The organism is Eubacteriales bacterium mix99, from assembly GCA_038396605.1.
Lineage (GTDB): Bacteria > Bacillota > Clostridia > Caldicoprobacterales > DTU083 > UBA4874.
In genome coordinates this window covers 1,193,882-1,216,169 of sequence record CP121690.1, presented here as the reverse complement: position 1 = coordinate 1,216,169, position 22,288 = coordinate 1,193,882, and the positions used below count along the sequence as shown (strand labels likewise).

20 protein-coding genes, 3 tRNA genes, 3 rRNA genes, 1 other RNA gene and 1 pseudogene are annotated in these 22,288 nt (G+C 48.7%); 7 read left to right on the top strand and 21 right to left on the bottom strand.

Annotation, left to right across the window (positions count from 1 at the left end):
• Positions 1 to 178: 178 nt before the first annotated feature.
• The 6 genes and pseudogenes from QBE55_05155 (at position 179) to QBE55_05130 (ending at position 3,879) form a co-directional block, all read left to right on the top strand.
• On the top strand, positions 179 to 1,990 hold the full coding sequence (locus tag QBE55_05155) for an IS1634 family transposase (protein ID WZL79533.1): 1,812 nt from the start codon (positions 179 to 181) through the stop codon (positions 1,988 to 1,990).
• 152 nt (positions 1,991 to 2,142) lie between these two features.
• Entirely contained in the window at positions 2,143 to 2,592 is a 450-nt protein-coding gene (locus QBE55_05150) for a hypothetical protein (protein WZL79532.1), read from the top strand.
• A gap of 112 nt (positions 2,593 to 2,704) precedes the next feature.
• Positions 2,705 to 2,863, top strand: coding sequence for a Spo0E family sporulation regulatory protein-aspartic acid phosphatase (locus QBE55_05145; protein ID WZL79531.1), 159 nt, complete (start codon positions 2,705 to 2,707; stop codon positions 2,861 to 2,863).
• 104 nt (positions 2,864 to 2,967) lie between these two features.
• A complete protein-coding gene (locus QBE55_05140) occupies positions 2,968 to 3,135 on the top strand; it encodes a hypothetical protein (protein WZL79530.1) in 168 nt (55 codons plus the stop codon).
• A 188-nt stretch (positions 3,136 to 3,323) separates the two neighbouring features.
• Positions 3,324 to 3,602: a type II toxin-antitoxin system RelB/DinJ family antitoxin gene (locus QBE55_05135; protein ID WZL79529.1), complete on the top strand. Its 279-nt coding sequence runs from the start codon at positions 3,324 to 3,326 to the stop codon at positions 3,600 to 3,602.
• Positions 3,599 to 3,879 (top strand): annotated as a pseudogene (locus QBE55_05130) (type II toxin-antitoxin system YafQ family toxin). The gene QBE55_05135 and the pseudogene QBE55_05130 overlap by 4 nt, the downstream one beginning before the upstream one ends.
• A 91-nt stretch (positions 3,880 to 3,970) precedes the next feature.
• Here the strand turns inward: QBE55_05130 and QBE55_05125 are convergent.
• The 16 genes from QBE55_05125 to ffs all read right to left on the bottom strand — a co-directional run bounded on the left by QBE55_05125 (position 3,971) and on the right by ffs (position 16,620).
• A tRNA-Asn gene (locus QBE55_05125) sits at positions 3,971 to 4,045 on the bottom strand.
• A gap of 10 nt (positions 4,046 to 4,055) precedes the next feature.
• A 5S ribosomal RNA gene (gene rrf / locus QBE55_05120) occupies positions 4,056 to 4,172 on the bottom strand.
• A 38-nt stretch (positions 4,173 to 4,210) separates the two neighbouring features.
• Positions 4,211 to 7,138 (bottom strand): 23S ribosomal RNA (locus QBE55_05115).
• A gap of 196 nt (positions 7,139 to 7,334) precedes the next feature.
• Positions 7,335 to 7,411 (bottom strand) — tRNA-Ile (locus QBE55_05110).
• Positions 7,412 to 7,462: 51 nt separating this feature from the next.
• Positions 7,463 to 7,538, bottom strand: a tRNA-Ala gene (locus QBE55_05105).
• 138 nt (positions 7,539 to 7,676) lie between these two features.
• Positions 7,677 to 9,210: ribosomal RNA gene (locus tag QBE55_05100) — 16S ribosomal RNA — on the bottom strand.
• The 16S, 23S and 5S rRNA genes sit together here with 3 tRNA genes alongside, the layout of an rRNA operon.
• Before the next feature lie 519 nt (positions 9,211 to 9,729).
• Positions 9,730 to 10,254 (bottom strand): ferritin family protein, encoded by a 525-nt coding sequence (locus QBE55_05095; GenBank protein ID WZL79528.1) that lies wholly within the window; start codon positions 10,252 to 10,254, stop codon positions 9,730 to 9,732.
• Positions 10,255 to 10,427: 173 nt separating this feature from the next.
• Positions 10,428 to 10,589: a rubredoxin gene (locus QBE55_05090; GenBank protein WZL79527.1), complete on the bottom strand. Its 162-nt coding sequence runs from the start codon at positions 10,587 to 10,589 to the stop codon at positions 10,428 to 10,430.
• A gap of 89 nt (positions 10,590 to 10,678) precedes the next feature.
• On the bottom strand, positions 10,679 to 11,182 hold the full coding sequence (locus QBE55_05085; GenBank protein ID WZL79526.1) for a hypothetical protein: 504 nt from the start codon (positions 11,180 to 11,182) through the stop codon (positions 10,679 to 10,681).
• 106 nt (positions 11,183 to 11,288) lie between these two features.
• Positions 11,289 to 12,278 (bottom strand): tryptophan--tRNA ligase, encoded by a 990-nt coding sequence (trpS, locus tag QBE55_05080; protein WZL79525.1) that lies wholly within the window; start codon positions 12,276 to 12,278, stop codon positions 11,289 to 11,291.
• A gap of 182 nt (positions 12,279 to 12,460) precedes the next feature.
• Complete coding sequence (locus tag QBE55_05075) at positions 12,461 to 12,739, bottom strand: pro-sigmaK processing inhibitor BofA family protein (GenBank protein ID WZL79524.1); 279 nt, start codon at positions 12,737 to 12,739, stop codon at positions 12,461 to 12,463.
• An 80-nt stretch (positions 12,740 to 12,819) separates the two neighbouring features.
• Positions 12,820 to 13,104 carry a YaaL family protein gene (locus tag QBE55_05070; protein ID WZL79523.1) on the bottom strand — a complete coding sequence of 95 codons (285 nt, stop codon included), beginning with the start codon at positions 13,102 to 13,104 and terminating at the stop codon, positions 12,820 to 12,822.
• Positions 13,105 to 13,345: 241 nt separating this feature from the next.
• On the bottom strand, positions 13,346 to 13,945 hold the full coding sequence (recR, locus tag QBE55_05065; protein ID WZL79522.1) for a recombination mediator RecR: 600 nt from the start codon (positions 13,943 to 13,945) through the stop codon (positions 13,346 to 13,348).
• A 26-nt stretch (positions 13,946 to 13,971) separates the two neighbouring features.
• Positions 13,972 to 14,319 (bottom strand): YbaB/EbfC family nucleoid-associated protein, encoded by a 348-nt coding sequence (locus QBE55_05060; protein ID WZL79521.1) that lies wholly within the window; start codon positions 14,317 to 14,319, stop codon positions 13,972 to 13,974.
• Between the two features lie 108 nt (positions 14,320 to 14,427).
• On the bottom strand, positions 14,428 to 16,206 hold the full coding sequence (gene dnaX, locus QBE55_05055; GenBank protein WZL79520.1) for a DNA polymerase III subunit gamma/tau: 1,779 nt from the start codon (positions 16,204 to 16,206) through the stop codon (positions 14,428 to 14,430).
• A 146-nt stretch (positions 16,207 to 16,352) separates the two neighbouring features.
• An RNA gene (gene ffs / locus QBE55_05050) (signal recognition particle sRNA large type) lies at positions 16,353 to 16,620 on the bottom strand.
• Between the two features lie 346 nt (positions 16,621 to 16,966).
• Here ffs and QBE55_05045 point away from each other — a divergent pair.
• The gene (locus tag QBE55_05045; protein WZL79519.1) at positions 16,967 to 18,214 is read left to right on the top strand and encodes an NAD(P)/FAD-dependent oxidoreductase; all 1,248 of its coding nucleotides are present in this window, start codon (positions 16,967 to 16,969) and stop codon (positions 18,212 to 18,214) included.
• 99 nt (positions 18,215 to 18,313) lie between these two features.
• Here the strand turns inward: QBE55_05045 and QBE55_05040 are convergent, their stop codons facing one another.
• The 5 genes from QBE55_05040 to QBE55_05020 form a co-directional block, all read right to left on the bottom strand.
• Positions 18,314 to 19,528 (bottom strand): 6-phosphofructokinase, encoded by a 1,215-nt coding sequence (locus QBE55_05040; GenBank protein ID WZL79518.1) that lies wholly within the window; start codon positions 19,526 to 19,528, stop codon positions 18,314 to 18,316.
• A 126-nt stretch (positions 19,529 to 19,654) separates the two neighbouring features.
• Positions 19,655 to 20,509: an alpha/beta hydrolase gene (locus tag QBE55_05035; protein ID WZL79517.1), complete on the bottom strand. Its 855-nt coding sequence runs from the start codon at positions 20,507 to 20,509 to the stop codon at positions 19,655 to 19,657.
• Positions 20,510 to 20,650: 141 nt separating this feature from the next.
• Positions 20,651 to 21,277 (bottom strand): SOS response-associated peptidase, encoded by a 627-nt coding sequence (locus tag QBE55_05030; GenBank protein ID WZL79516.1) that lies wholly within the window; start codon positions 21,275 to 21,277, stop codon positions 20,651 to 20,653.
• A gap of 90 nt (positions 21,278 to 21,367) precedes the next feature.
• Positions 21,368 to 21,823: a YaiI/YqxD family protein gene (locus QBE55_05025; GenBank protein WZL79515.1), complete on the bottom strand. Its 456-nt coding sequence runs from the start codon at positions 21,821 to 21,823 to the stop codon at positions 21,368 to 21,370.
• A gap of 83 nt (positions 21,824 to 21,906) precedes the next feature.
• A complete protein-coding gene (locus QBE55_05020) occupies positions 21,907 to 22,197 on the bottom strand; it encodes a hypothetical protein (GenBank protein ID WZL79514.1) in 291 nt (96 codons plus the stop codon).
• Positions 22,198 to 22,288 lie beyond the last annotated feature (91 nt).

Sequence of the window (22,288 nt, the reverse complement as noted above, 5' to 3'; positions counted from 1 at the left end):
CGGTGACTCCCTGCCACGCTTCTTTGACAGTAGAAAACAGAACAACGATTCCTGAACCCCTTGCAGCCGATAGGCTACAGGGCTTTTTTTAAACCAAAATTATGATAAATAATAGTAGACAATCGTAGAGATATATGGTATAATAGATATATATTACACCGTTTGGAGAGGTTTTGTCATGTATCTAAAAACTGTAACAAACAAAAAAACTGGACGTACATACTTAAGCATGGCGCAAAGCTATCGGAAAAAAGGAAAGAAATATCCAGGCAGTACTACTGTCGAGTCCTTCGGGTATCTGGATGATCTTCAAAAAGTTTACGATGATCCCATTGCCCACTTTAAGGCCTATGTAGAGGAGAAGAACAAAGAAAAGGCTTTAAACGATGCGGAATATATCGTAAAAGAACGTAAGGACACTGTTCTCCCTGAAAATACAGCCGGCCGTAAAAATTTTGGATATATTGCCATTCTAAAGATCTACTATGAGCTGGGATTGGACCGGCTCCTTCTCAACAGGCAGAGAGGCAGGAATTTCGACTACAACACAAGCACCATATTGAAACTGCTTGTCATATCGCGGATTCTTGAACCTGCATCAAAGAAACGCACCTTTGAGCATCGGAGCACCTATTTTGATTTCGAGAAGAAAGATGATTTCTCCCTTATTGACATATACCGGTCACTGAGCTTTTATGCAGGGATCGATTCTGCCATACAGCTTCAAATCCATAAGCGGATTACAGAGCAATACAGCCGGGACACCAGCCTGGTATATTATGATGCGACGAATTACTACTTTGAGATTGATATGGAAGACGAACTGAGGGCAAAAGGTCCTTCCAAGGAACACCGGCCCGATCCCATTGTACAGCTGGGCCTTGCCATGGATGCGGATGGCATTCCGATTTCTTACGAATTGTTCCCTGGTAACAATTCGGAAAAGCTGCACCTGAGGCCTATGATTGGAGAGCTTGTACGAGCCTATGAATCCGGCAGAGTTGTCGCAGTGGCTGATGCGGCCCAAAATACCGGGAACAACATCTATTACCTGGAAAGCGGCAAATGCTCCTACGTATTCAGCCAGACGATCCGGGGAGGAAGCAAAGAATTCAAGGATTATGTTAATAATCAATCCGGTTACAAGCAGTTCAGTGATCAGTACAAGCGCAAGTCCCGGGTAATCAGGCGGGAGATAGAAGTCGATATGTTAAAGGAAGGCGGAAGAACATATAAAAAGAAGGTACTTGTGGATCAGCGGCAAATCGTTTTCTATAACAAGAAGTATGCGGACCGCTCCAAAGCGAAACGGGAAGCTGTGCTCAAAAAGGCCCAGTGTATCGCCTCAACACCGTCTGCATACACAAGGGCCACGTCCTATGGGGCTCTCAGATATGTTAAGAATATCAAGGTGGATAAGAAAACAGGTGAAATCAAAAAAGCTCCCAAAGGCCGGCCATGTATCGACATGGAGAAATTCAGGGAAGATGAAAAGTATGACGGTTATTACTGCATCGTGACAAACCTGTTCGATGAAGATGGATCCGACACATTCTCTGATGACAGGATCATCGATATGTACCGCGGGCTCTGGCGAATTGAGGATAATTTCCGTGTTACAAAAAGTGATCTTGAAACGCGGCCTGTGTACGTTTCCCGTAAAGACAGGATTCATGCGCACTTCCTCATTTGTTATATATCGCTGGTAATCCTCAGACTGATCCAAAAACGTCTTGGTGGCGCGTACTCCCCCGAAGCTATCATCAATGCCCTGAAGAACATTACCTGCTCACCTGAATCCCAAAATATCTATCTTTTTGATTACAGGTCAGATGTAACGGATGCAATCGGTAAGGCAATGGGCTTCGATTTTACAAAGAAGAGACTTACCCGATCCGAAATTAAAAAAAGTTTAGGACAAGCAAAAAAAGATAATTTTCACTACAACTTCTTCTCATATGATAAAAGCCGCAACCTTGCTCATACCTAAGGCTTACGGCTCCTTTTTCTCTTTTTTACTGTCAAACTTGAGATTTATGAGTTATAATGGAATGTGCTGTTTGCCAATAAAATAAATTTGCAATTAGCATTAATATGTTTTACAATAATGCCTGGAATAAAATTAATTTGGGGGTAATAATAATGAAGAAAAAAATTTTGATTACTTTGGCGGTAGTTGCAGTAAGTGCATTGTTTGGCGGAATTGTCGTACATGCTGCTGTAGGTTCCACTTTTTTTGCAGATGCACAGCAAACAATTCAAAATATTGAAGGACTGTTCCAAAAGGGAAACGAATATAAGGAAAACGCTGAATTGTTGGAAGCGCAATTGACGCAAAAGCAAACGGAATGTAAGAGTCTTCAAGATAATATTGCTCAGCTTCAAAAAGATCTGCAGAACAAAGATGTGGATCTTCAGGCAAGAAACGAGGAAATTCAGAAATTACAGGAGAAGTATCAGAGAAAATCACAGGAAGTTGCCGATTTATCAGAACAATTGGACCTTATAAATCAAACGGATGAACAAAAAGATTCCAAGATAGCTGAAATTAAAAAGTTATCCGGAGACAGGCTAAGCCAACTAAGTCATTAAATGGTCAGATAAAAAGGCAGGATAGATAACAATAGATGGCTGTTGTTTCCGAAAATAGTTCGAAAACAGGCATGAGTCCATGGTTTCAGCACAACTTGGAGAGGTGAATAATTTGGAATGCGAAGAAGACATGGAAAATCTGCGTTACATGCTGAATAAAGCAATAGAAATGAACGACAGCAAAGATGAAATACTGAAAATCAGTCAGCTGCTGGACACTCATATTGTGAAATTTCTGGAGAAAAAGCCAGACACAGAAACGGAATATTGAGTGCTCCGGTGACTCCCTGCCAGGCGGGATAGATTGAAGCTCAAAAAGTCTTCCTGGTCGAAACTGTACTCTATATGGATTTTTGACAGAGAATGGTGAAATAAATGATGGATACAGAAAGCTATCCCAATTTGCCGGAAGACTATGATTTTTCGTATTATCAGCCCTATTTTGGATTAAACCGTACATTAGTGAAAAAACCGTTCATTGAAAACCAGATGATTTTACCCATGAAAGCCAAAAAGCATGGCAAACAATTGATAAAAGAATGAACCAGGCAGGCAACCCACATAAACTTCTCCTTTACAAATCCTGGCGTTATCCGAAATGAAATATATTGAGTAAATATTGAAACTTTTTTATAATTCTCGTAAATTTAAAGCATATAGAAGCACATAATGTAGACATTGTACGCACAAAATAATATAATATACGTAGAATAAAGCTGGGAGGTGTATCTATGGCTACAACAAATATGACCAATCTGAATATCCGCACGGATAAAGAGATCAAGGCTGCTGCAGAGAGAATTTTTGAAGAGCTTGGAATGAATATGACTACGGCTGTCAACATTTTTTTAAGGCAGAGCATCCGTGAAAACGGAATCCCTTTTGATCTCAAATTGGATATTCCCAACGAAACAACTGCCCTCGCCATTGCCGAAGGCAGACAGCTTGCACAGGATCAAAGCGTAAGGGGATATTCCAGTATGGATGATCTGAGGAAGGCACTTTCATGAGGAAATACGAAGTCAAATTCACAAGCCAGTTCAAAAGAGATTTTAAGCTTGCAAAAAACAAGGCAAGGATACAGAGAAACTTTTTACGGTGATCGAAAAACTGGCATACGGTGAAGTTCTGGATACCAAATACAGAGACCATAACCTGACGGGAATTTACAGGATTTTCAAGAAATGTCATATCGAACCTGATTTGCTACTTATATAAGAGATTTTCGAGAGCGCACTTGTTTTGATGGTTTATCGTGCAGGAAGTCATTCTGAATTGTTCAAATAAGTGAAAAAAACGTGAAATGAACAGTGTGGACTGAAACATCGAAAGCCTCCGATTTTTGTCGGAGGCTTTCGACTGTATCATACATAAAATATGGCTCCTCAGGCTGGGCTCGAACCAGTAACCCCTCGGTTAACAGCCGAGTGCTCTACCATTGAGCTACTGAGGAATATATCAAGATCCGGCAGCGGCCTGCTCTTCCGGGAGGTCACCCTCCAGGTACCATAGGCGCAGAAAGGCTTAACTGCTGTGTTCGGGATGGGAACAGGTGTGACCCTTTCGCTGTAACCGCCGGATAAGGGATATACCCTGAAAACTGCACAATGCTCTATTTATGATCAAGCCCTCGACCGATTAGTATCAGTCAGCTGCATGCATTACTGCACTTCCACCTCTGACCTATCAACCTTGTCATCTGCAAGGGGTCTTACTGCCTTTCGGCATGGGAAATCTTATCTTGAGGGGGGCTTCACGCTTAGATGCCTTCAGCGTTTATCCCGTCCGTACCTGGCTACTCAGCCATGCCGCTGGCGCGACAACTGATACACCATTGGTACGTCCATCCCGGTCCTCTCGTACTAAGGACAGCTCCTCTCAAATTTCCTGCGCCCGCGATGGATAGGGACCGAACTGTCTCACGACGTTCTGAACCCAGCTCGCGTGCCGCTTTAATGGGCGAACAGCCCAACCCTTGGGACCTACTTCAGCCCCAGGATGCGACGAGCCGACATCGAGGTGCCAAACCTCCCCGTCGATGTGAACTCTTGGGGGAGATAAGCCTGTTATCCCCGAGGTAGCTTTTATCCGTTGAGCGACGGCTCTTCCACTCGATACCGCCGGATCACTAAGCCCGACTTTCGTCCCTGCCCGAGATGTCTCTCTCGCAGTCAGGCTCCCTTCTGCCTTTACACTCTTCGAATGATTTCCAACCATTCTGAGGGAACCTTTGGGCGCCTCCGTTACTCTTTCGGAGGCGACCGCCCCAGTCAAACTGCCCACCTGACAATGTCCCTTCGCCGGTTCACGGCTCCAAGGTTAGAATTCCGGCACAGAAAGGGTGGTATCCCAACATTGACTCCACACATACTGGCGTACATGCTTCCCAGTCTCCCACCTATCCTGTACATTCCCTGCCAAAATCCAATATCAGGTTACAGTAAAGCTCTACGGGGTCTTTCCGTCCTATCGCGGGTAACCAGTATCTTCACTGGTACTACAATTTCGCCGGGTCCCTTGTTGAGACAGCGCCCAAATCGTTACGCCTTTCGTGCGGGTCGGAACTTGCCCGACAAGGAATTTCGCTACCTTAGGACCGTTATAGTTACGGCCGCCGTTCACTGGGGCTTCAGTTCTGTGCTTCGCGCTCTCGCTCTTACACTTCCCCTTAACCTTCCAGCACTGGGCAGGCGTCAGCACCTATACTTCCTCTCTCAAGTTCGCAGATACCTGTGTTTTTGCTAAACAGTCGCTTGGGCCTTTTCTCTGCGGCCTTCTTTCAAAGGCACCCCTTCTCCCGAAGTTACGGGGTCATTTTGCCGAGTTCCTTAACAAGGGTTCTCCCGCTCGTCTTGGGATTCTCTCCCCGCCCACCTGTGTCGGTTTACGGTACGGGCACCTCCATCCTCGATAGCAGCTTTTCTCGCCAGTGTGGATTCAACGGCTTCCCTACTCTAATTTCGGTCCCCGCCACAGCTCATCTTTGGAAAACGGTACTTCACTCGCTTCCCGGACTCACTGCTTGAACAGGCTCTACCAACAACCTGCTCCGTCTATCCTCCTGTGTCACTGCTTCTCTCATGCGGATGTCGGTGGTATCGGAATTTCAACCGATTGTCCATCGCCTACGACTTTCGTCCTCGGCTTAGGTCCCGACTTACCCTGAGGGGACGAACCTTCCTCAGGAATCCTTGGGCTTTTGACGGCAAAGATTCTCACTTCGCTCTCGCTACTCATACCGGCATTCTCTCTTGTATACCGTCCACCACTCCTTCCGGTATGGCTTCTGCCAGTATACAATGCTCCTCTACCACTGTCATGTTAATCCATGACAATCCAAAGCTTCGGTGACAGGTTTTAGCCCCGGACATTTTCGGCGCAGGACCACTTGACCAGTGAGCTGTTACGCACTCTTTCAATGTATGGCTGCTTCTAAGCCAACATCCTGGTTGTCTGTGCAATCCCACATCCTTTCCCACTTAACCTGTACTTTGGGACCTTAGCTGTTGATCTGGGCTGTTTCCCTTTTGACCACGAAACTTATCTCACGCAGTCTGACTCCCGGAAATCAAGACCATGGCATTCGGAGTTTGATAGGGTTCGATAGGCTTGTCGGCCCCCTAGCCCATTCAGTGCTCTACCTCCATGTCTCTTTCCCGAGGCTAGCCCTAAAGCTATTTCGAGGAGAACCAGCTATCTCCAGGTTCGATTGGCATTTCACCCCTATCCACAGCTCATTCCCCGTTTTTTCAACAACGGTGGATTCGGACCTCCACGAAATTTTACTTCCGCTTCATCCTGGCCATGGATAGATCACCTGGTTTCGGGTCTGCAGCAGAATACTAATTCGCCCTCTTCAGACTTGGTTTCCCTCCGGCTCCGGACCTTCCCGGTCCTTAACCTCGCATCCTGCCACAACTCGCCGGTCCGTTCTACAAAAAGTACGTGGTCGCACCATATTTGTGCTCCCACCGCTTGTAAACATAGGGTTTCAGGTTCTCTTTCACTCCCCTCCCGGGGTGCTTTTCACCTTTCCCTCACGGTACTCCTTCTCTATCGGTCACCAGGAAGTATTTAGCCTTGGGGGGTGGTCCCCCCGCCTTCCCACAGGGTTTCTCGTGTCCCGTGGTACTCCGGATCCCGGACAATCTTCCATCCCCTTCGCCTACAGGGCTCTCACCTGCTCCGGCCTGCCTTTCCAGTGCAGTTCGGCTGGAGATGTCCGATCTCATTCCGGTCCTTTACCCCGGCCCGAAGTCTCCTTCGGCCCGGTTTGGGCTCTTTCCCGTTCGCTCGCCGCTACTTGGAAAATCGATGTTTCTTTCTCTTCCTCCGGGTACTTAGATGTTTCAGTTCCCCGGGTCTCCCCTCCATAACCTATTGATTCAGTTATGGATATCTGGGCATTGCCCCAGATGGGTTTCCCCATTCGGATATCCATGGCTCATTGCCTGCTTTCGGCTCCCCATGGCTTTTCGCAGATCGCTGCGTCCTTCGTCGGCTCCTGGTGCCAAGGCATTCACCCTATGCTCTTTCCAGCTTGATCTTACCTTGGTTCTTTCCTTGCGAAATCGTAGTGTAGTTCCCTGCTTTCGCAGGTCTACCACCTACTTCTTTCTTTCTCGTTCTTTGCATTGTGCAGTTTTCAAGGTACATTTCTGAACTTAAGATGTTCTTCGGTTGGAAGCTGGATTTGGTTCCGTACCCAATCAAGCCCTTCCTCTGGTCTCTAAAGTCCAGTGTGGTGGGCTCAAGTGGACTTGAACCACCGACCTCACGCTTATCAGGCGTGCGCTCTAACCAGCTGAGCTATGAGCCCATAACCTGAAGCTGAACCCCAGCTCCCGCTGCGTCCAACCTCCAACTATATTGGTGGAGATGAGGAGAGTCGAACTCCTGACCTCCTGCGTGCAAGGCAGGCGCTCTACCAACTGAGCTACATCCCCGCTCATTTGAGGATTGATCCCTCAAAACAAAACAGTACAAAATTGAAATCCAAGCAATATTCCATCAGATTCTGGAACCTGTTGTTCCATCATTCCCTTAACCTTCCGGCTAAGTTCGATCTAAGAATTTCTCCCTAGAAAGGAGGTGATCCAGCCGCACCTTCCGATACGGCTACCTTGTTACGACTTCACCCCAGTCATCAGTTTCACCTTCGACGGCTCCTCCCTTTCGGTTCGGTCACCGGCTTCGGGTGCCCCCGACTCCCATGGTGTGACGGGCGGTGTGTACAAGGCCCGGGAACGCATTCACCGCGACATGCTGATTCGCGATTACTAGCAACTCCGACTTCATGTGGGCGGGTTGCAGCCCACAATCCGAACTGAGACCTGCTTTCTGGGTTCCGCTCCGGCTTGCGCCTTCGCTTCCCTTTGTTTCAGGCCATTGTAGCACGTGTGTAGCCCAGGACATAAGGGGCATGATGATTTGACGTCATCCCCACCTTCCTCCGAGTTCTCCCCGGCAGTCTCTTCAGAGTCCCCAACTTTACTTGCTGGTAACTGTTGATAAGGGTTGCGCTCGTTGCGGGACTTAACCCAACATCTCACGACACGAGCTGACGACAACCATGCACCACCTGTCTCCCCCGTCCATTGCTGAAACGGCATATCTCTATGCCCGTCGGAGGGATGTCAAGCCCTGGTAAGGTTCTTCGCGTTGCTTCGAATTAAACCACATGCTCCGCTGCTTGTGCGGGCCCCCGTCAATTCCTTTGAGTTTCAACCTTGCGGCCGTACTCCCCAGGCGGGATACTTATTGCGTTAACTCCGGCACAGGGGGGGTCGATACCCCCTACACCTAGTATCCATCGTTTACGGCGTGGACTACCAGGGTATCTAATCCTGTTCGCTCCCCACGCTTTCGTGCCTCAGCGTCAGTTACAGTCCAGAAAGTCGCCTTCGCCACTGGTGTTCTTCCTAATCTCTACGCATTTCACCGCTACACTAGGAATTCCACTTTCCTCTCCTGCACTCAAGCCGGACAGTTTCCTATGCACCCCCACAGTTTAGCCGTGGTCTTTCACATCGGACTTGCTCGGCCGCCTACGCACCCTTTACGCCCAGTAATTCCGGACAACGCTTGCCCCCTACGTGTTACCGCGGCTGCTGGCACGTAGTTAGCCGGGGCTTCCTCTCAGGGTACCGTCACTTTCTTCTTCCCCTGTCACAGAGTTTTACGACCCGAAGGCCTCCTTCACTCACGCGGCGTTGCTGCGTCAGGGTTCCCCCCATTGCGCAATATCCCCCACTGCTGCCTCCCGTAGGAGTTTGGGCCGTGTCTCAGTCCCAATGTGGCCGTTCACCCTCTCAGGCCGGCTACCCATCGTTGCCTTGGTGGGCCGTTACCTCACCAACCAGCTAATGGAACGCGAGCTCATCTTATACCGGATCTCTCCTTTGACCCCTGTACCATGCGGTACTGTGGCCTTATGCGGTATTAGCAGCCGTTTCCGGCTGTTATCCCCCTGTACAAGGCAGATTGCTCACGCATTACTCACCCGTCCGCCGCTGAATTTACCAGCTTAGTAAACTAAACCGGTATATCCCGCTCGACTTGCATGTGTTAGGCACGCCGCCAGCGTTCGTCCTGAGCCAGGATCAAACTCTCCCATTAAAGCTTCAAACCCTCATGGGTTTCGTTTGCTTGGCTCTTTCCTTAACGCTTGCTTCCGCTTTGCGTTGTTCCTCCAGAATTGACTTCGATTTCAATTCCTTTCCGTTCCTCTTCTCCCTGCTCTCCGCTGGATCTCTCCCGCTTCTGACTCAGGCTTCCGACTCACGGATTTGTACTGTTCTGTTTTCAAGGACCAGTCTTCCTGCCGCCTCTGCCGTTCGCAGTTGATTCATCACTTGCTTTACCTGCTCCCTCAAGGCGACTTTCCTATATTAACAAATCGTCTCCGCTTTGTCAATAACAATTTTTAATCTTTTTTCAATCAATTAATGATCTGCTGTGTTTTTATGAGACTTTCCGAAGCAATTCTCTTTCTCACCCACAGTACATATTATTCTATCAAGAATCGACGGATTTTGCAAGTACTTTTCGCACTTTCTTTATTTATTCCAGTACTCTTCAACTCTTCATGTTCCTGCTTTTAAAGCTACCCCTTTTGCTGCTCAACGTTTCTGGTATTCAGCCTTCTGGCTTTTGCCCTTCCGACTGCCTGTATTCGTTCCATTTTGTCTGAAGTTCAATCAGATGCTTCTTCTCTTCCTTCATAAGCCTGCGAAACGCTGATTTTGCATCAACATACCTCGCATATATGGTCATTTCCGTATAAAAGAGGATAGAATCCTTTTCTGCCTGAATACCTGTTTTAAAAACATCCGAAATGCTCTGAATTTCTTCCATTACCTCCTGCTGCCGGGCATCTGACGGAAAGACAGTATTCTCGGATACAGCCCGCAGATAAGCTGTCACCTCCGGATCATACAGGTAGGTATCATCAAATCCCTGCTTCTTTTCCGAAAGCTCAAGATAAATGCTGCGAAATGTCCTGGCATGATCCCTTTCCTGATCCGCCAGATCTGTCAGCATCCTGCTCACATCGTCATTCGGTGCCAGTGACGTTGCCTGCCGGTAAAAACTCTCCCCGCGCTTTTCTATGTCTATCGCAATTTCCAGTGCTTCCAAATCATTAAAGTTACTCTGTGCCATTTCGCTTCTCCCCTTTTCCTGAACGAACCAGCAACGACCCCAACCCACAACAGGAAAATAGCTGCAGCAGATGAATGCAGTTGGAATCAAAAACAGCTGCAGCAGACAAATGCCATGCCGCAGCTGTTTTTTGTCTGCGCAGTATCGCTCTGCATGGACAATGCCGGGCTTTCTTAATCCACAGGCTCAAACATATCCTTTTCCGCTCCGCATTCCGGGCACACCCAATCATCCGGCAGATCCTCAAAGGCTGTGCCGGGTTTGATTCCTGCGTCCGGGTCCCCTGCCTCGGGATCATAGACATAACCGCACACGGAACATTGATATTTTTTCATTCCAATTCCCCCTTCTGATCTTTGATGTTAATCTTTAATGTCTATCAATTCATAATTTACCCCGCTTACCAATTGATAAAACAAAAATTTTACTCATTTTTCTCCCTTTTTTGCATTCTTTCCGCTGCCTCAAAATAGGATGTTGCCGGATTCCCGCTGTTGCTCTGAACTTCTTCGGCATCCCCAATATTGATCCCTGCTGCAGTTTGATCCGGGCCCGTCTTGCTTTTCCTGTCCTTTTCCAGAGGATCTTTCACTTCCTCCTCTTCTTTTCCTGCCTTTGTTTCCGCCTTTTCTTCTGCCCGTTTCTCTGCCTTTTTCGCTTCCTTTAACTTTACATTCAGAAATTCTATTTTACTTTTCCGCCGGCGGATTTCCTCACACAATTCATCCACAGTACCGGCATAATTTTCTCCCTTATCGTATTCCGTATATATCTGTTCCCCGATTTTTCGATAGACTTTCCGTATGGCATCCTCCTGCTTCAGGATTTCCATATTCCATCTTCCGGTGTCCAGAAGCTCCCCGGACTTCTCTCCCACTTGTCTGGCCACGTTATTCAGGGTTTTCCCCAGGTCATTGAAAAAATCCATAGATTACACCCTTTCCAATCATCTGAACATAGTATGATCCACACTATATCACATTATGCAATGACAGAACAGACAAAAACATATCGCTGCCGCATCTTTCGCCGCCTTAAGCCAGTCCAACTTTCCGGTAAACTTTATGAAGCGTTCTTTCGGCAATGCATCCTGCATCCTCCGCCCCTTTTTTCATGACATCGCACAAATAGTCCTTTGAATCCATCAAATGCTGATAACGGTCCTGGATCGGTTCTAAAGTATCTGCCACCACTTCGCCCACTGCTGTTTTGAAATCGCCGTAACCTTTCCCTTCAAATTCCCTTTCTGTTTCCTCCAGGCCCTTTCCGGTCACAGCGGAATAAATGGACATCAGATTGCTGATACCCGGCTTGCTTTCCTCATCGTACCGTACCACGGCTTCGGAATCCGTGACAGCGCGCTTGAATTTCCGTACAATCGTATCCGGCGGATCCAGCAGGGAGATAAAGGTGTTTGCATTTTCAGCAGATTTGGACATCTTGACAGCAGGATCCTGCAGATTCATAATCCTGGCACCCGTTTTGGGAATATATCCTTCCGGAATCCGGAATACATTGCCGTAAATCCCGTTAAAGCGGCCGGCAATGTCCCGGGCGATCTCCAGATGCTGTTTCTGATCATTCCCCACCGGAACAAGATCCGTCTGATACAACAGAATATCAGCAGCCATCAGCACCGGATAGGTCAAAAGTCCTGCGTTGACATTATCGGAATGTTTGGCAGCCTTTTCCTTGAACTGGATCATCCTGCTCAGCTCTCCCACATAGGTATAACAGCTCAGAATCCAGCTTAATTCGGCATGAGCACTGACATGGGACTGCATAAACAGAATACTGCGGTCCGGATCTATGCCGCATGCCATATATTGGGCGATCAGAGATGTCCTGCATTTCCGAAGCTCTGCCGGGTCCCGACGAATTGTCAGTGAATGCAGATCCACAATACAATAAATGCAGTCATATTCTTCCTGAAGGGTGACCCAATTCCGCAGGGCACCCAGATAATTTCCAAGGGTAAGAATACCGGTGGGCTGTGCACCGCTGAAAATTCTCTTCTTTCCCATTGTTTCTGTCACATCCTTTGTTTTCTTTCCACCATTGTAACACGTCCTGCTTTTCTGATTCAAGCAGTCCCTGTCCTGCCGGGCAAACTTTCAGACAATACATACAGAAACAACAAGTGCGCATGCACAGCTGATGAAAGCTCAATAACAAATTGATACGAAGAAGAAAACCTCAAATGCATTTACAATAATGCAAATTGAAGGAGCAAAATCAAAACCAGTCCCGGGATCCCCAAAAATCCCACGGTAAGCGCCGTAACGAAATTGATGGCGACTGTTATGCCGGTCAAACCGCCGAGCAGATTCAATACCCACAATGCAACGCCGCCGATCACACCGTTCAGTAGAAAACGAAGCAGCCATTTCATTGGTACAAGAAGCAGCCACCCAACAAAATAAAGCAAGGCCAATCCCAAAGCATAGGCAATGATTACATTAAAAGGGATATCCAGTCCCATCATACCACACCCTGTATCATACTATTTCTGTCAGGATCCATTATCCGTCCTGTCCAGTTATATATATGGGGAGGTTTCAGCTTTTATGACGGGCTGATCTTATTTCCCCCGGAAAAGATCCGGTTCCCGGACAGTCCTTCCTTTCGTGCCAGATTCAAAAGATACATATATTTTCTCTTTGCTGCCTCCTGCTTGAAAATAGCATAGTCCACCAATTCCGGATCGCTGACATTTTCAAAATAACTCTGGGCAGCATCCCACTCCTGACGGGCTGCCGTAACTTCGTCCAGCAGCTCCTTTCCGTCCTCTGCCAGCTGTTCCTCCATATGGATGTCATTTCCCAATAAGGCAAGCAAATAATTTTTCATAAGCTCCACTCCCAACAAGTATTTGCTTATATTATTATTACCATATTATTCTGCACATAAACTTGTTATACCTGATGAACAAAAAGTGACAATAAAAAACAGCCTGATGAAATTCACCAGGGCCCGGAAAGGCGAACAGAATTTTCGTATTTTTAACCGCAGGAAAGGAGGGCAAATAAAAAAATTCGAGCCAGCAGACAACCCGAATTTTTCATATTCCATTTATAATATTCTGTCTTTGTTACATTTCCCTGCGGCCTTCCATTGCCTTGGACAAGGTTACCTCATCCGCATATTCCAGATCGCCGCCTATCGGAATACCATGAGCAATGCGGGTTACACGGATCCCCAGGGGCTTGATCAGCCTGGAGATATAAACTGCCGTAGCTTCGCCTTCCACATCCGGGTTGGTCGCAAGGATCACTTCCCGAACCTTACCGTCGTTGATCCGGGAAAGAAGCTCCCGGATGCGGATATCATCCGGCCCAATTCCCTCCATGGGCGATATGGTCCCATGAAGAACATGGTATACTCCCCGGTAATCGTGCATTTTTTCCATGGCCACAACATCCCTGGGATCCTTTACAACACAGATAACCGATTTGTCCCTGTTGTTGCTGCTGCAGATGGCGCAGGGATCCCGATCGGTCATGTTGCAGCAAATGGAACAGTACCGGATCTCACTTCTGGCATGAAGTATGGCCTGCGTCAACGCCTGAACCTGCTCCTTCGGCATATTGACAATATGAAAGGCCAGACGGCGGGCGGACTTCCCGCCAATGCCCGGCAGCCTGGACAGCTCGTTGATCAGGCGGGCAATCGGCTCAATATAATAACTCATGGATGACCCACCACTTTCCTGTCGTATTAAACCAGTCCCGAAGGCATACCCATTCCGCCGGTCAATTTGGACATTTCGCTCTGTGCCATCTCGTCCGCTTTCCGGATTGCCTCATTGACTGCAGCCAGAATAAGGTCCTGAAGCATTTCGATATCCCCGGGATCCACTGCCTCCGGTTGAATTGTGATTTCAACGATCTCCTTTTTCCCGTTGGCAACAACCGTGACCACCCCTCCGCCCGACGAAGCCTCCACTGTCTTTCCTTCCAGCTCCTGCTGTATCTTCACCATCTGTTCCTGCATCTTTTTTGCCTGCTTCATCAGGTTGTTCATGTTGCCCATGTTCATTCCGCCTGGAAATCCGCCTTTTGCCATATTCCCTTCCTCCTTCTATGGTCCTTGCATGCTTGTTTTCCTGTCCATTCATTTTACACAATATCGTTTGTATCACAGCTCCGCTGTAATTTCAATCTTTTTCTTTTCTTATTTTTTCTCATCCACTACTTTTACCAGATCTTTTCCAAACACCCTGACCGCCTTTTTGACAATATCATCCACTGCACCGGTTTGTTTCCCGGCGTCCTCTTTCATCTGACACCGGAGCCGGACCTTGCATCCCGTTACCTTTTGGATCTGCTCCTCCAAAAATACCCTGTTCTCCTCTTTCTCAATGGCAGCAATGAAAAATCCGGAAGTCGGGGGAAACTGCAGCATAAAAACATTTTTTGAATCCATCCTGGGTTTTGCCTCTTTCAGAAGAGTATAAATGGCCATTCGCTCTCCCTTGATGTTCGCCAGTATTTCGGGCCAGGCCCATACCGGATCCTTTTCCGCATCCGAACCGGAACCCGGTTCCCCCTCCTGTGAATGAACTTTCCCGTTTGGTTTCCCATTGTTGGACTCCTCCGGGTTTTTCCCATTCCTTTTTGGGGCCGGGCTGTCCGCATTGGACGGTCCCTGCTCACCTGTCTTCTCTTCGGCAGCCGGTTTCCTGCCGGATTCAGGCTCCTCCGGGTTTTCTTCGCTTTCTTTCACTGGATGGTGCGTCTCTGCGGCAGAAGATATTGCATCCGGCAGGCCGGATTCTTCCGGACCGGGCGCCTGCCCTGGAATGCCTTCCCTTACCTGCTTTTCCAGCACTTCGATCCGGTCCGTCAGAGCTGCAAGGGAATCCTCCTCCTGAGGCCGGCATAGCTTCACCGCCGCCAATTCCAACAGTATTCTTGGCTGGGTGCTCCGTCTCAGCTCCGACTCCAGGGAGGACAGAAGGTCCACAGAACGGATAAGCCGTGCTTCTCCAGCCTTTTTCGCCTGCTCCTTCAATCGCTCCAGGGTGGAATCCTCCACATCCAGAAGTTTGTCGGGATCCTTGCAGAACTTCACGATCAGCAGGTCCCGCAGCTGCTGCAGCAGCTCCCGCAGAAAGGCATTCAGATCCTTTCCATCCCCGACCAGCCAATCAATGCGGCTTAGGATTCCCTGCACATCGCCTGACAAAATATCATCCGCTGCCTGAAAAAGAAAGCTCTGATCCGCAGTGCCCAGAACATTGAGAATGTCATCTTTGGTGATCCGGTCACCGCAAAGCCCCATACATTGATCCAATAAGCTGAGGGCATCCCGCATGCCTCCCTCTGCCCAGCGGGCAATAACGGAAAGCCCGCTTTCCTCCACCGTAACCTTCATCTTGCTGCAGATGGCCTTCATCCGTTCCACCATGACGCCTCCCGGAATCCGCTTGAAATCAAACCTCTGGCAGCGGGACAATACTGTAGCCGGGAGTTTGTGAGGCTCCGTGGTGGCCAGTATAAACACGACATGGGCAGGCGGCTCTTCCAATGTCTTGAGCAAGGCATTGAATGCGCCCATCGACAGCATATGGACTTCATCTATGATATAGACCTTATATTTCCCGATGGTAGGAGGAAATCGTATCTTATCGCGCAGATCGCGAATCTCATCCACCCCGTTGTTGGACGCGGCGTCGATCTCCACAATGTCCATATTGTTTTCCGAAGACAAATTGACGCAGGCCTCGCATTTGCCACAGGGACCATCCTCCGTGGGAGACATGCAGTTGATGGCTCTGGAAAATATCTTGGCTGTACTGGTTTTCCCGGTGCCACGGGATCCGCAGAACAGGTATGCATGGGCAACATGCCCGCTGAACAGCTGATTCTTCAACGTCTGGATAATGGTATCCTGCCCTACCACATCCCGGAAAGTATCCGGACGCCACTGCCGGTAAAGCGCTGTATACATTGGCGTTACACCCGCCTTCCATGGAATTTGTTGATTCTCAACACAGGACAGTTCAATTATATCATAAGAAACCGGGAATTGTCAGGCAAAAAAAGCTTAACATAACAATACAAGCCATGAAAATCATGGCTTGTAGAAAATAATCGCTGTGCACCTACCTCTGATCTGAACCTATAAGCGGAAACCAAGCAGTTAACTCCAATCAGGCTTCCCTGCGGCACACGAAAATTTCCGCTTACTGCTGCTTCCTTCCGGATCTGACAGGGTTCACGGGTCTCCGTTGCGCAGGACCCAATCCTCTTCATCACTTACCGGGGTCCTGAACCTTACATGCTGCAAACCTCGGGCAGGAATTCAATCCCGCTATAGCGGGTTGCGGGTTACAGGGCACCGCTACCTCCCCATCTAGCACAGCAAACTGTTAACTTTTAAAACTGCATATACTATCTTACTATGATACCATCCAGAATACAAGTGGTTTTTATTATCAACCGTGCCGATTGAAACCAATCAAATCATCGTACCGGTTTTCCCATCCTCTGTTTCCAATCCGACTTGTATCTGGATTTTCCGAAAGTGGCTTTTTCCTTTTCCTCTTTCGACACGGTTATTATAACACGGTCCGGAGAAAAATATGCGCCCTTTTCAGAATAATTTCCATTGGGTTGTGAAATGGAAGAAAACCTGTTACCATGGGAACCGGAAAACAGTATGTAAAACAAAGCAATCGAAAGAAATCCAATGCGAAAGGACTCTTTTTATGAGCAGACAGGATACAGTCGTTGTCATCGGGGGCGGGCCGGCAGGAATGATGGCAGCTGCCACAGCCGGCAGCCGGAATCCTGAAGTTACGCTGATCGAAAAAAATGAAAAACTGGGGAAAAAACTTTACCTGACGGGAAAGGGACGGTGCAACGTCACCAACAACACCGATCCGGAGAATCTCATTGCCAGCGTCCCCACCAACGGGAAATTCCTGTACAGCGCTTTTTCCGCTTTCAACAGCAAAGATCTGATTGCACTGCTGAAGGATCTGGGGCTTGCCACCAAAGTCGAACGCGGTAATCGGGTGTTCCCGGTATCCGATAAGTCTTCCGATGTGATCCGGGCTCTGGAAAAGAACCTGAACCGGTACCACGTGAAGCAAAAGCTGCACACAGAAGCAGACAGAATCCTTGCCGAAAACGGACATGTTACGGGCGTATTGCTGAAAAGCGGAAAAATCCTGCCCTGCAGCAGCGTGATTCTCGCAACCGGCGGCCTGTCCTACCCGACGACCGGTTCCACAGGAGACGGCTATCGGTTCGCGAAGGAGCTTGGTCACACTGTGACGCCGCTCACTCCGTCCCTGGTGCCTTTGGAAACCGTGGAGGACTGGCCGAAAGATGCTCAGGGACTGTCCCTGAAAAACATATCCCTTACAGTCCTGGACAAACGCGGCAGGAAGCTTTTCCGGGATTTCGGAGAAATGATCTTCACCCACTTCGGCGTATCCGGTCCGGTGATCCTTTCCGCCAGTTCCTATATGGGAAAAATGAAACCGGGAAAGTACCGGATCCGAATTGACCTGAAGCCTGCACTGTCCGAAGAGCAGCTGGATCACCGGATTCAAAGGGATTTTGCAAAATATGCCCGCAAAAACCTGTCCAACGGACTGAATGAACTGCTGCCGCAAAAGCTGATTCCGATTATCATCCGGCTTTCCGAAATTCCTGCTGACAAGCCCATTCATCAGATCACAAGGGAAGAACGCCGGAACCTGGTCCGGCTGCTGAAGGGCTTGTCCCTTACCATACAGGGCTATCGTCCGATTCAGGAGGCCATCATTACCTCCGGCGGGGTGTCAGTGAAGGAAATCCGTCCCGGCACCATGGAATCCAGACTGGTACAGGGCCTCTTCCTTGCCGGGGAAATCCTGGACACGGATGCCTACACCGGAGGCTTCAATCTGCAAATTGCCTTTTCCACGGGTTATCTGGCCGGGCAGAACTGTGGAACCCCGCGATGACCACCGCCTGGTCATTCCGCTCCATTGAAACAATTCCTGACCCGGTTCCCGGTTCTGCGTTGAATCCGGGTTCCTGCCCATTGTGACAAGTTTCTTTGACTACCGGACCAGCTTTTTCACCATGGGAGCCCGCAGCCGGCCGGCAATCGGCATATTGGACCCAAGCAGCGGACGGGCATAGGATCGGAAAGCTTCCGTTACATGGTTGGCTTCCTCGTTGATAAAGGCATCGGGCATGCACCGGGTCAATGCTGCAATCTGCCCGATATCCGTCAGACGATAATCCACGGCATAATCGCCTACCCTCTGGATCGTAACGGAACCGTCCATATCGTGAAGAATGGCATATTGGGCTGCCTTTTCCCCGACTTCCCTGGCTTCTGCCCGGTCCGTATCCGACACGCTTCCCAGGAACGATCTCTGCAGATATCCAAAGGTATCCGCACGAACCCGTTTGATATGGAATTTATTCTTGATGTAAGTTGCCAGTATGTCCCCCAGTATACCGGATCCGGAGAGCTGAACATTGCCATATGCGTCTTTTTCCACCTTGTTTGCATATTTGATCATGATCGGCTGTCCTTCTTCATCCTGCACCCCTTCGGATGCGGCGATCACGCAACGTCCGTATTTATCATAAACTTTCTTGACATCGGAAAGAAACTGACTCATGTGAAAGGGTCTCTCCGGCAGATAGATCAGATGAGGACCATCATCGGGAAAACGCTGGGCCATGGCTGATGCAGCCGTCAAAAATCCCGCATGCCGACCCATGACAATACCGATATATACCCCTTTCAGTGCCCGATTGTCCAGATTCGCCCCCATGAAACACTGGGTAACGAATCTTGCGGCAGAGCCGTAACCGGGAGTATGATCGTTTCCCATCAGATCATTGTCAATGGTCTTGGGAATATGCACCGTACGAAAATCATATCCGACCTTTCCGGCCTCTTCACTTACAATGCGTACCGTATCGGAAGAATCATTCCCTCCAATATAGAAGAAATACCGGATATCATGGGCACGCATCACCTCAAACATCTGTTTGCAGTAAGCCTCGTCGGGCTTATCCCTGGTGGATCCCAATGCAGAGGACGGAGTATTGGCGATCTCCTCCAGGTTCCGTTCCGTTTCCTGGGTCAGGTCAACAAACCTCTCGTCAACAATACCGGACACACCGTTCAGTGCGCCGTATATCTTGGTAATCTGTGGATATCTGCGGGCTTCCAGAATAATACCCACCAAGGATTGGTTGATGACAGCAGTCGGGCCGCCACCTTGAGCGATTAGTACTTTACCTTCCAGTTTCATGCTTCTCCTCCTTAACCAGGTATATATTGAAATGAGTCCTACAACAGCGTCGCTGGTTCGGGATCTATCATTCCCTGATTGATGGCTGCCATTTCAAACTATCATGGATTCATTTTTGTTTTGTCACTATCCGATTTCATGGAACTGCCTGCCGAGCCATTCCAAACATAGCGGCATCCACTTGGCTGTATGGTCATTGATGAGAGAAGGATTTCCCACTGCCGTCTCCTTATCACAAAGGGACAAGCCATGCGGCCCTTCCGGAAAGACATGAAGTTCAAACGGAATTCCCTGCTGATTCAATGCCCGCACAAAACACAGGGAATTCTCCACCGGAACAGCCTGATCGCTGAAAGTATGCCACAGGAAACTTGGTGGGGTACTTTTATTTACCTGAAATTCAAGAGACATTTTATTCCATATCTCCTCCGGCGCATTCTCCCCAAGCAAATTGACAAAGGAACCCTTGTGGGCGTGTGCTCCGGAGGTAATAACGGGATAACCCAGAATCAGGGCATCGGGTTGATTTATGCCTTCCGGCATTCCAATGGCAGCCCGAAGCTCCGGACTCTCCCAGAAAACCCCCAGGCTTGCGGCGAGATGCCCTCCGGCAGAGAATCCGCACACGGCAATCCGATCCGGATCCAGATTCCATTTTGCTGCGTTCTCCCGGATCAGCCACATTGCACGAAAGAGATCCAGCAAGGGCTCCGGATATCTCGCGGAAGGCGCAACACGATATCTCAAAATAAACGCGTCAAAACCTGCCGCAAGAAACCGCATGGCCACCGGCTCGGCTTCGCGATCGGACACAAACCGGTAGGCACCGCCGGGACAGATCAGAACGGACGCTCTTTTTGGCCGGAAATTTGATTGTGCAATGTCGTCCAGCAGGTAAGTTGTCAGGGTCGGCTGGCCGGCATTGCTGTGATCCTGCGCATAGTCAGTACCGTCCCATATTTTTATCATTTGATTTTGCATTGTTTCCCTCTTCCAGTTTGATCCCAGTCGGATCTTAATCTATAAACAGCATTCTCGATGCAATATTGCTCCGATATTGCTTTTTTGTTTATTTCAATGAATTCTGCCCTGTCCTATACTATTATTCCGATTCTTCTTTTTCTATGCTTTTTCCATTGCCATTTCCTCTTCCCGGTAAGGCTGAATCAAGGATTTCAGCACAGAATAATCCCGTATCCCATTATCCAGCCAGGTATCTTCACACTCCCCCGGCAAAATCACGGGCATCCGGTCATGGATCGGGAATATCAGAGGATTGGGTGTCGTGGTAAGGATGGAAAAAGCCGGATAGGAGTCTCCGTTCCGGTCAAGAAAATCTTCGTAAATCCCCGCTATGGAAAAAATGGGGACCTGTTTCATATGAATTCGATATTTTGTACTTTTCTTTCCGGCCCGGCTCCACTCAAAAAAGGCATTGGCCGGCACAAGACAGCGTTTCTGACGAAATGCCCGTCGGAACATAGGCTTATAATCCACCGTTTCCCCCCGGGTGTTAATAATCAGGCCTTTCCCATTGGGGGATGCGAATCCCCATTTCATAGGGACCAGTTCCTTCCCTGTCCGATTTATGACAATCGGTACCGTGTTGGATGGGAAAATCTCCGACGTATGTTCCGGTGTCCGCAACGTATCCCATCCCTTGACAATCCCGTAATACTTCAGGATTTCCTCCATATCTGCATCGAGCTGATATCTGCCGCACATTTCCAGATTCACTCCTTCCGCCAACCTGTCCGGTCTCTTTGATTATTTTATTTACCCTATATACTATATCACAATTCAAAATGTACTTCCATGCCGACAAAAACGGGCAGCGGCTTAAGATGTCGTGCACAGCCTCTCCAAAGCCTGTTCAAACCGGGAGTCATCCAGATGGTTTCGTTTGGACGGTCCGGAATGCCGGCCGCCGGCCCTCCGGATTTTGGCATTCACATGCCGTTCCATCAGCAGGAGGTCCATATTGTTTTTCGTATAAATCATCCCGCCGGGATGAATGGCACAGGCGCCTCTGGCAAGCACCATGGCAGCCAGACCGTAATCCTGGGTAACCACAATGCCGTCCTTTTCCGTGCGGTTCACCAGGGCAAAATCCACCGCATCCTTTCCTTTCCCGATGATCACCACTGTGGCATAGTCCTCCTCCAGCACATGACTGGTATCAATAAAAAAAATAACCGGCAGGGAATGCCTTTTTGCAACTTGCAAAATAATATCCTTTACCGGACAGGCATCCGCATCTACCAGTATTTTTCTTCCGCTTTCCTTTTTAACCACCACAAAGCCCCCTGTATCCTTCAAAACCTTTTTCCATTCTGCATCAAGTGATCGAACTATAAAAATCCAGGAAACGCTTTCTGCTAGATCAGACTGACAATCGTGACTTTGGATCCGTCATATACCTTCAGCACATGCCGCTTTGCATCGTACTCCGCATACCCGGAACCAATGGTCAGGGTGGGATCCTGACCCAGAGCATAAAACACATCATCTGAAATGGTCCGGATATATTCCCATCTGTCCTTCGCATCAAGGGAATGCCACTGCTCCGCATCCATGTTCAGGAAATCATTCAGTCCGTCTATATTTTCCAGAGCGACTGCAACCTCCTGAACGATATCGGAGTATTCCCTGCCAAATCGCACACCCATTGTTTTTCTCCTTTCCGGCTTTCCGTATGTCTTCCCCTATGCCTTCCCCTTTCCCCGTTTTAGGGCTTCCCTGTTTGGCTTTCTCATCCAG

Coding starts and splice junctions, on each gene's coding strand:
- QBE55_05075 (WZL79524.1), bottom strand. CDS start 12,739: ATGATGGGACTGGATATCCCTTTTAATGTAATCATTGCCTATGCTTTG.
- QBE55_05150 (WZL79532.1), top strand. CDS start 2,143: ATGAAGAAAAAAATTTTGATTACTTTGGCGGTAGTTGCAGTAAGTGCA.
- QBE55_05070 (WZL79523.1), bottom strand. CDS start 13,104: ATGAAAAATTATTTGCTTGCCTTATTGGGAAATGACATCCATATGGAG.
- QBE55_05140 (WZL79530.1), top strand. CDS start 2,968: ATGATGGATACAGAAAGCTATCCCAATTTGCCGGAAGACTATGATTTT.
- QBE55_05135 (WZL79529.1), top strand. CDS start 3,324: ATGGCTACAACAAATATGACCAATCTGAATATCCGCACGGATAAAGAG.
- QBE55_05155 (WZL79533.1), top strand. CDS start 179: ATGTATCTAAAAACTGTAACAAACAAAAAAACTGGACGTACATACTTA.
- QBE55_05045 (WZL79519.1), top strand. CDS start 16,967: ATGAGCAGACAGGATACAGTCGTTGTCATCGGGGGCGGGCCGGCAGGA.
- QBE55_05035 (WZL79517.1), bottom strand. CDS start 20,509: ATGCAAAATCAAATGATAAAAATATGGGACGGTACTGACTATGCGCAG.
- dnaX (WZL79520.1), bottom strand. CDS start 16,206: ATGTATACAGCGCTTTACCGGCAGTGGCGTCCGGATACTTTCCGGGAT.
- QBE55_05020 (WZL79514.1), bottom strand. CDS start 22,197: ATGGGTGTGCGATTTGGCAGGGAATACTCCGATATCGTTCAGGAGGTT.
- QBE55_05095 (WZL79528.1), bottom strand. CDS start 10,254: ATGGCACAGAGTAACTTTAATGATTTGGAAGCACTGGAAATTGCGATA.
- trpS (WZL79525.1), bottom strand. CDS start 12,278: ATGGGAAAGAAGAGAATTTTCAGCGGTGCACAGCCCACCGGTATTCTT.
- QBE55_05040 (WZL79518.1), bottom strand. CDS start 19,528: ATGAAACTGGAAGGTAAAGTACTAATCGCTCAAGGTGGCGGCCCGACT.
- recR (WZL79522.1), bottom strand. CDS start 13,945: ATGAGTTATTATATTGAGCCGATTGCCCGCCTGATCAACGAGCTGTCC.
- QBE55_05060 (WZL79521.1), bottom strand. CDS start 14,319: ATGGCAAAAGGCGGATTTCCAGGCGGAATGAACATGGGCAACATGAAC.
- QBE55_05085 (WZL79526.1), bottom strand. CDS start 11,182: ATGGATTTTTTCAATGACCTGGGGAAAACCCTGAATAACGTGGCCAGA.
- QBE55_05090 (WZL79527.1), bottom strand. CDS start 10,589: ATGAAAAAATATCAATGTTCCGTGTGCGGTTATGTCTATGATCCCGAG.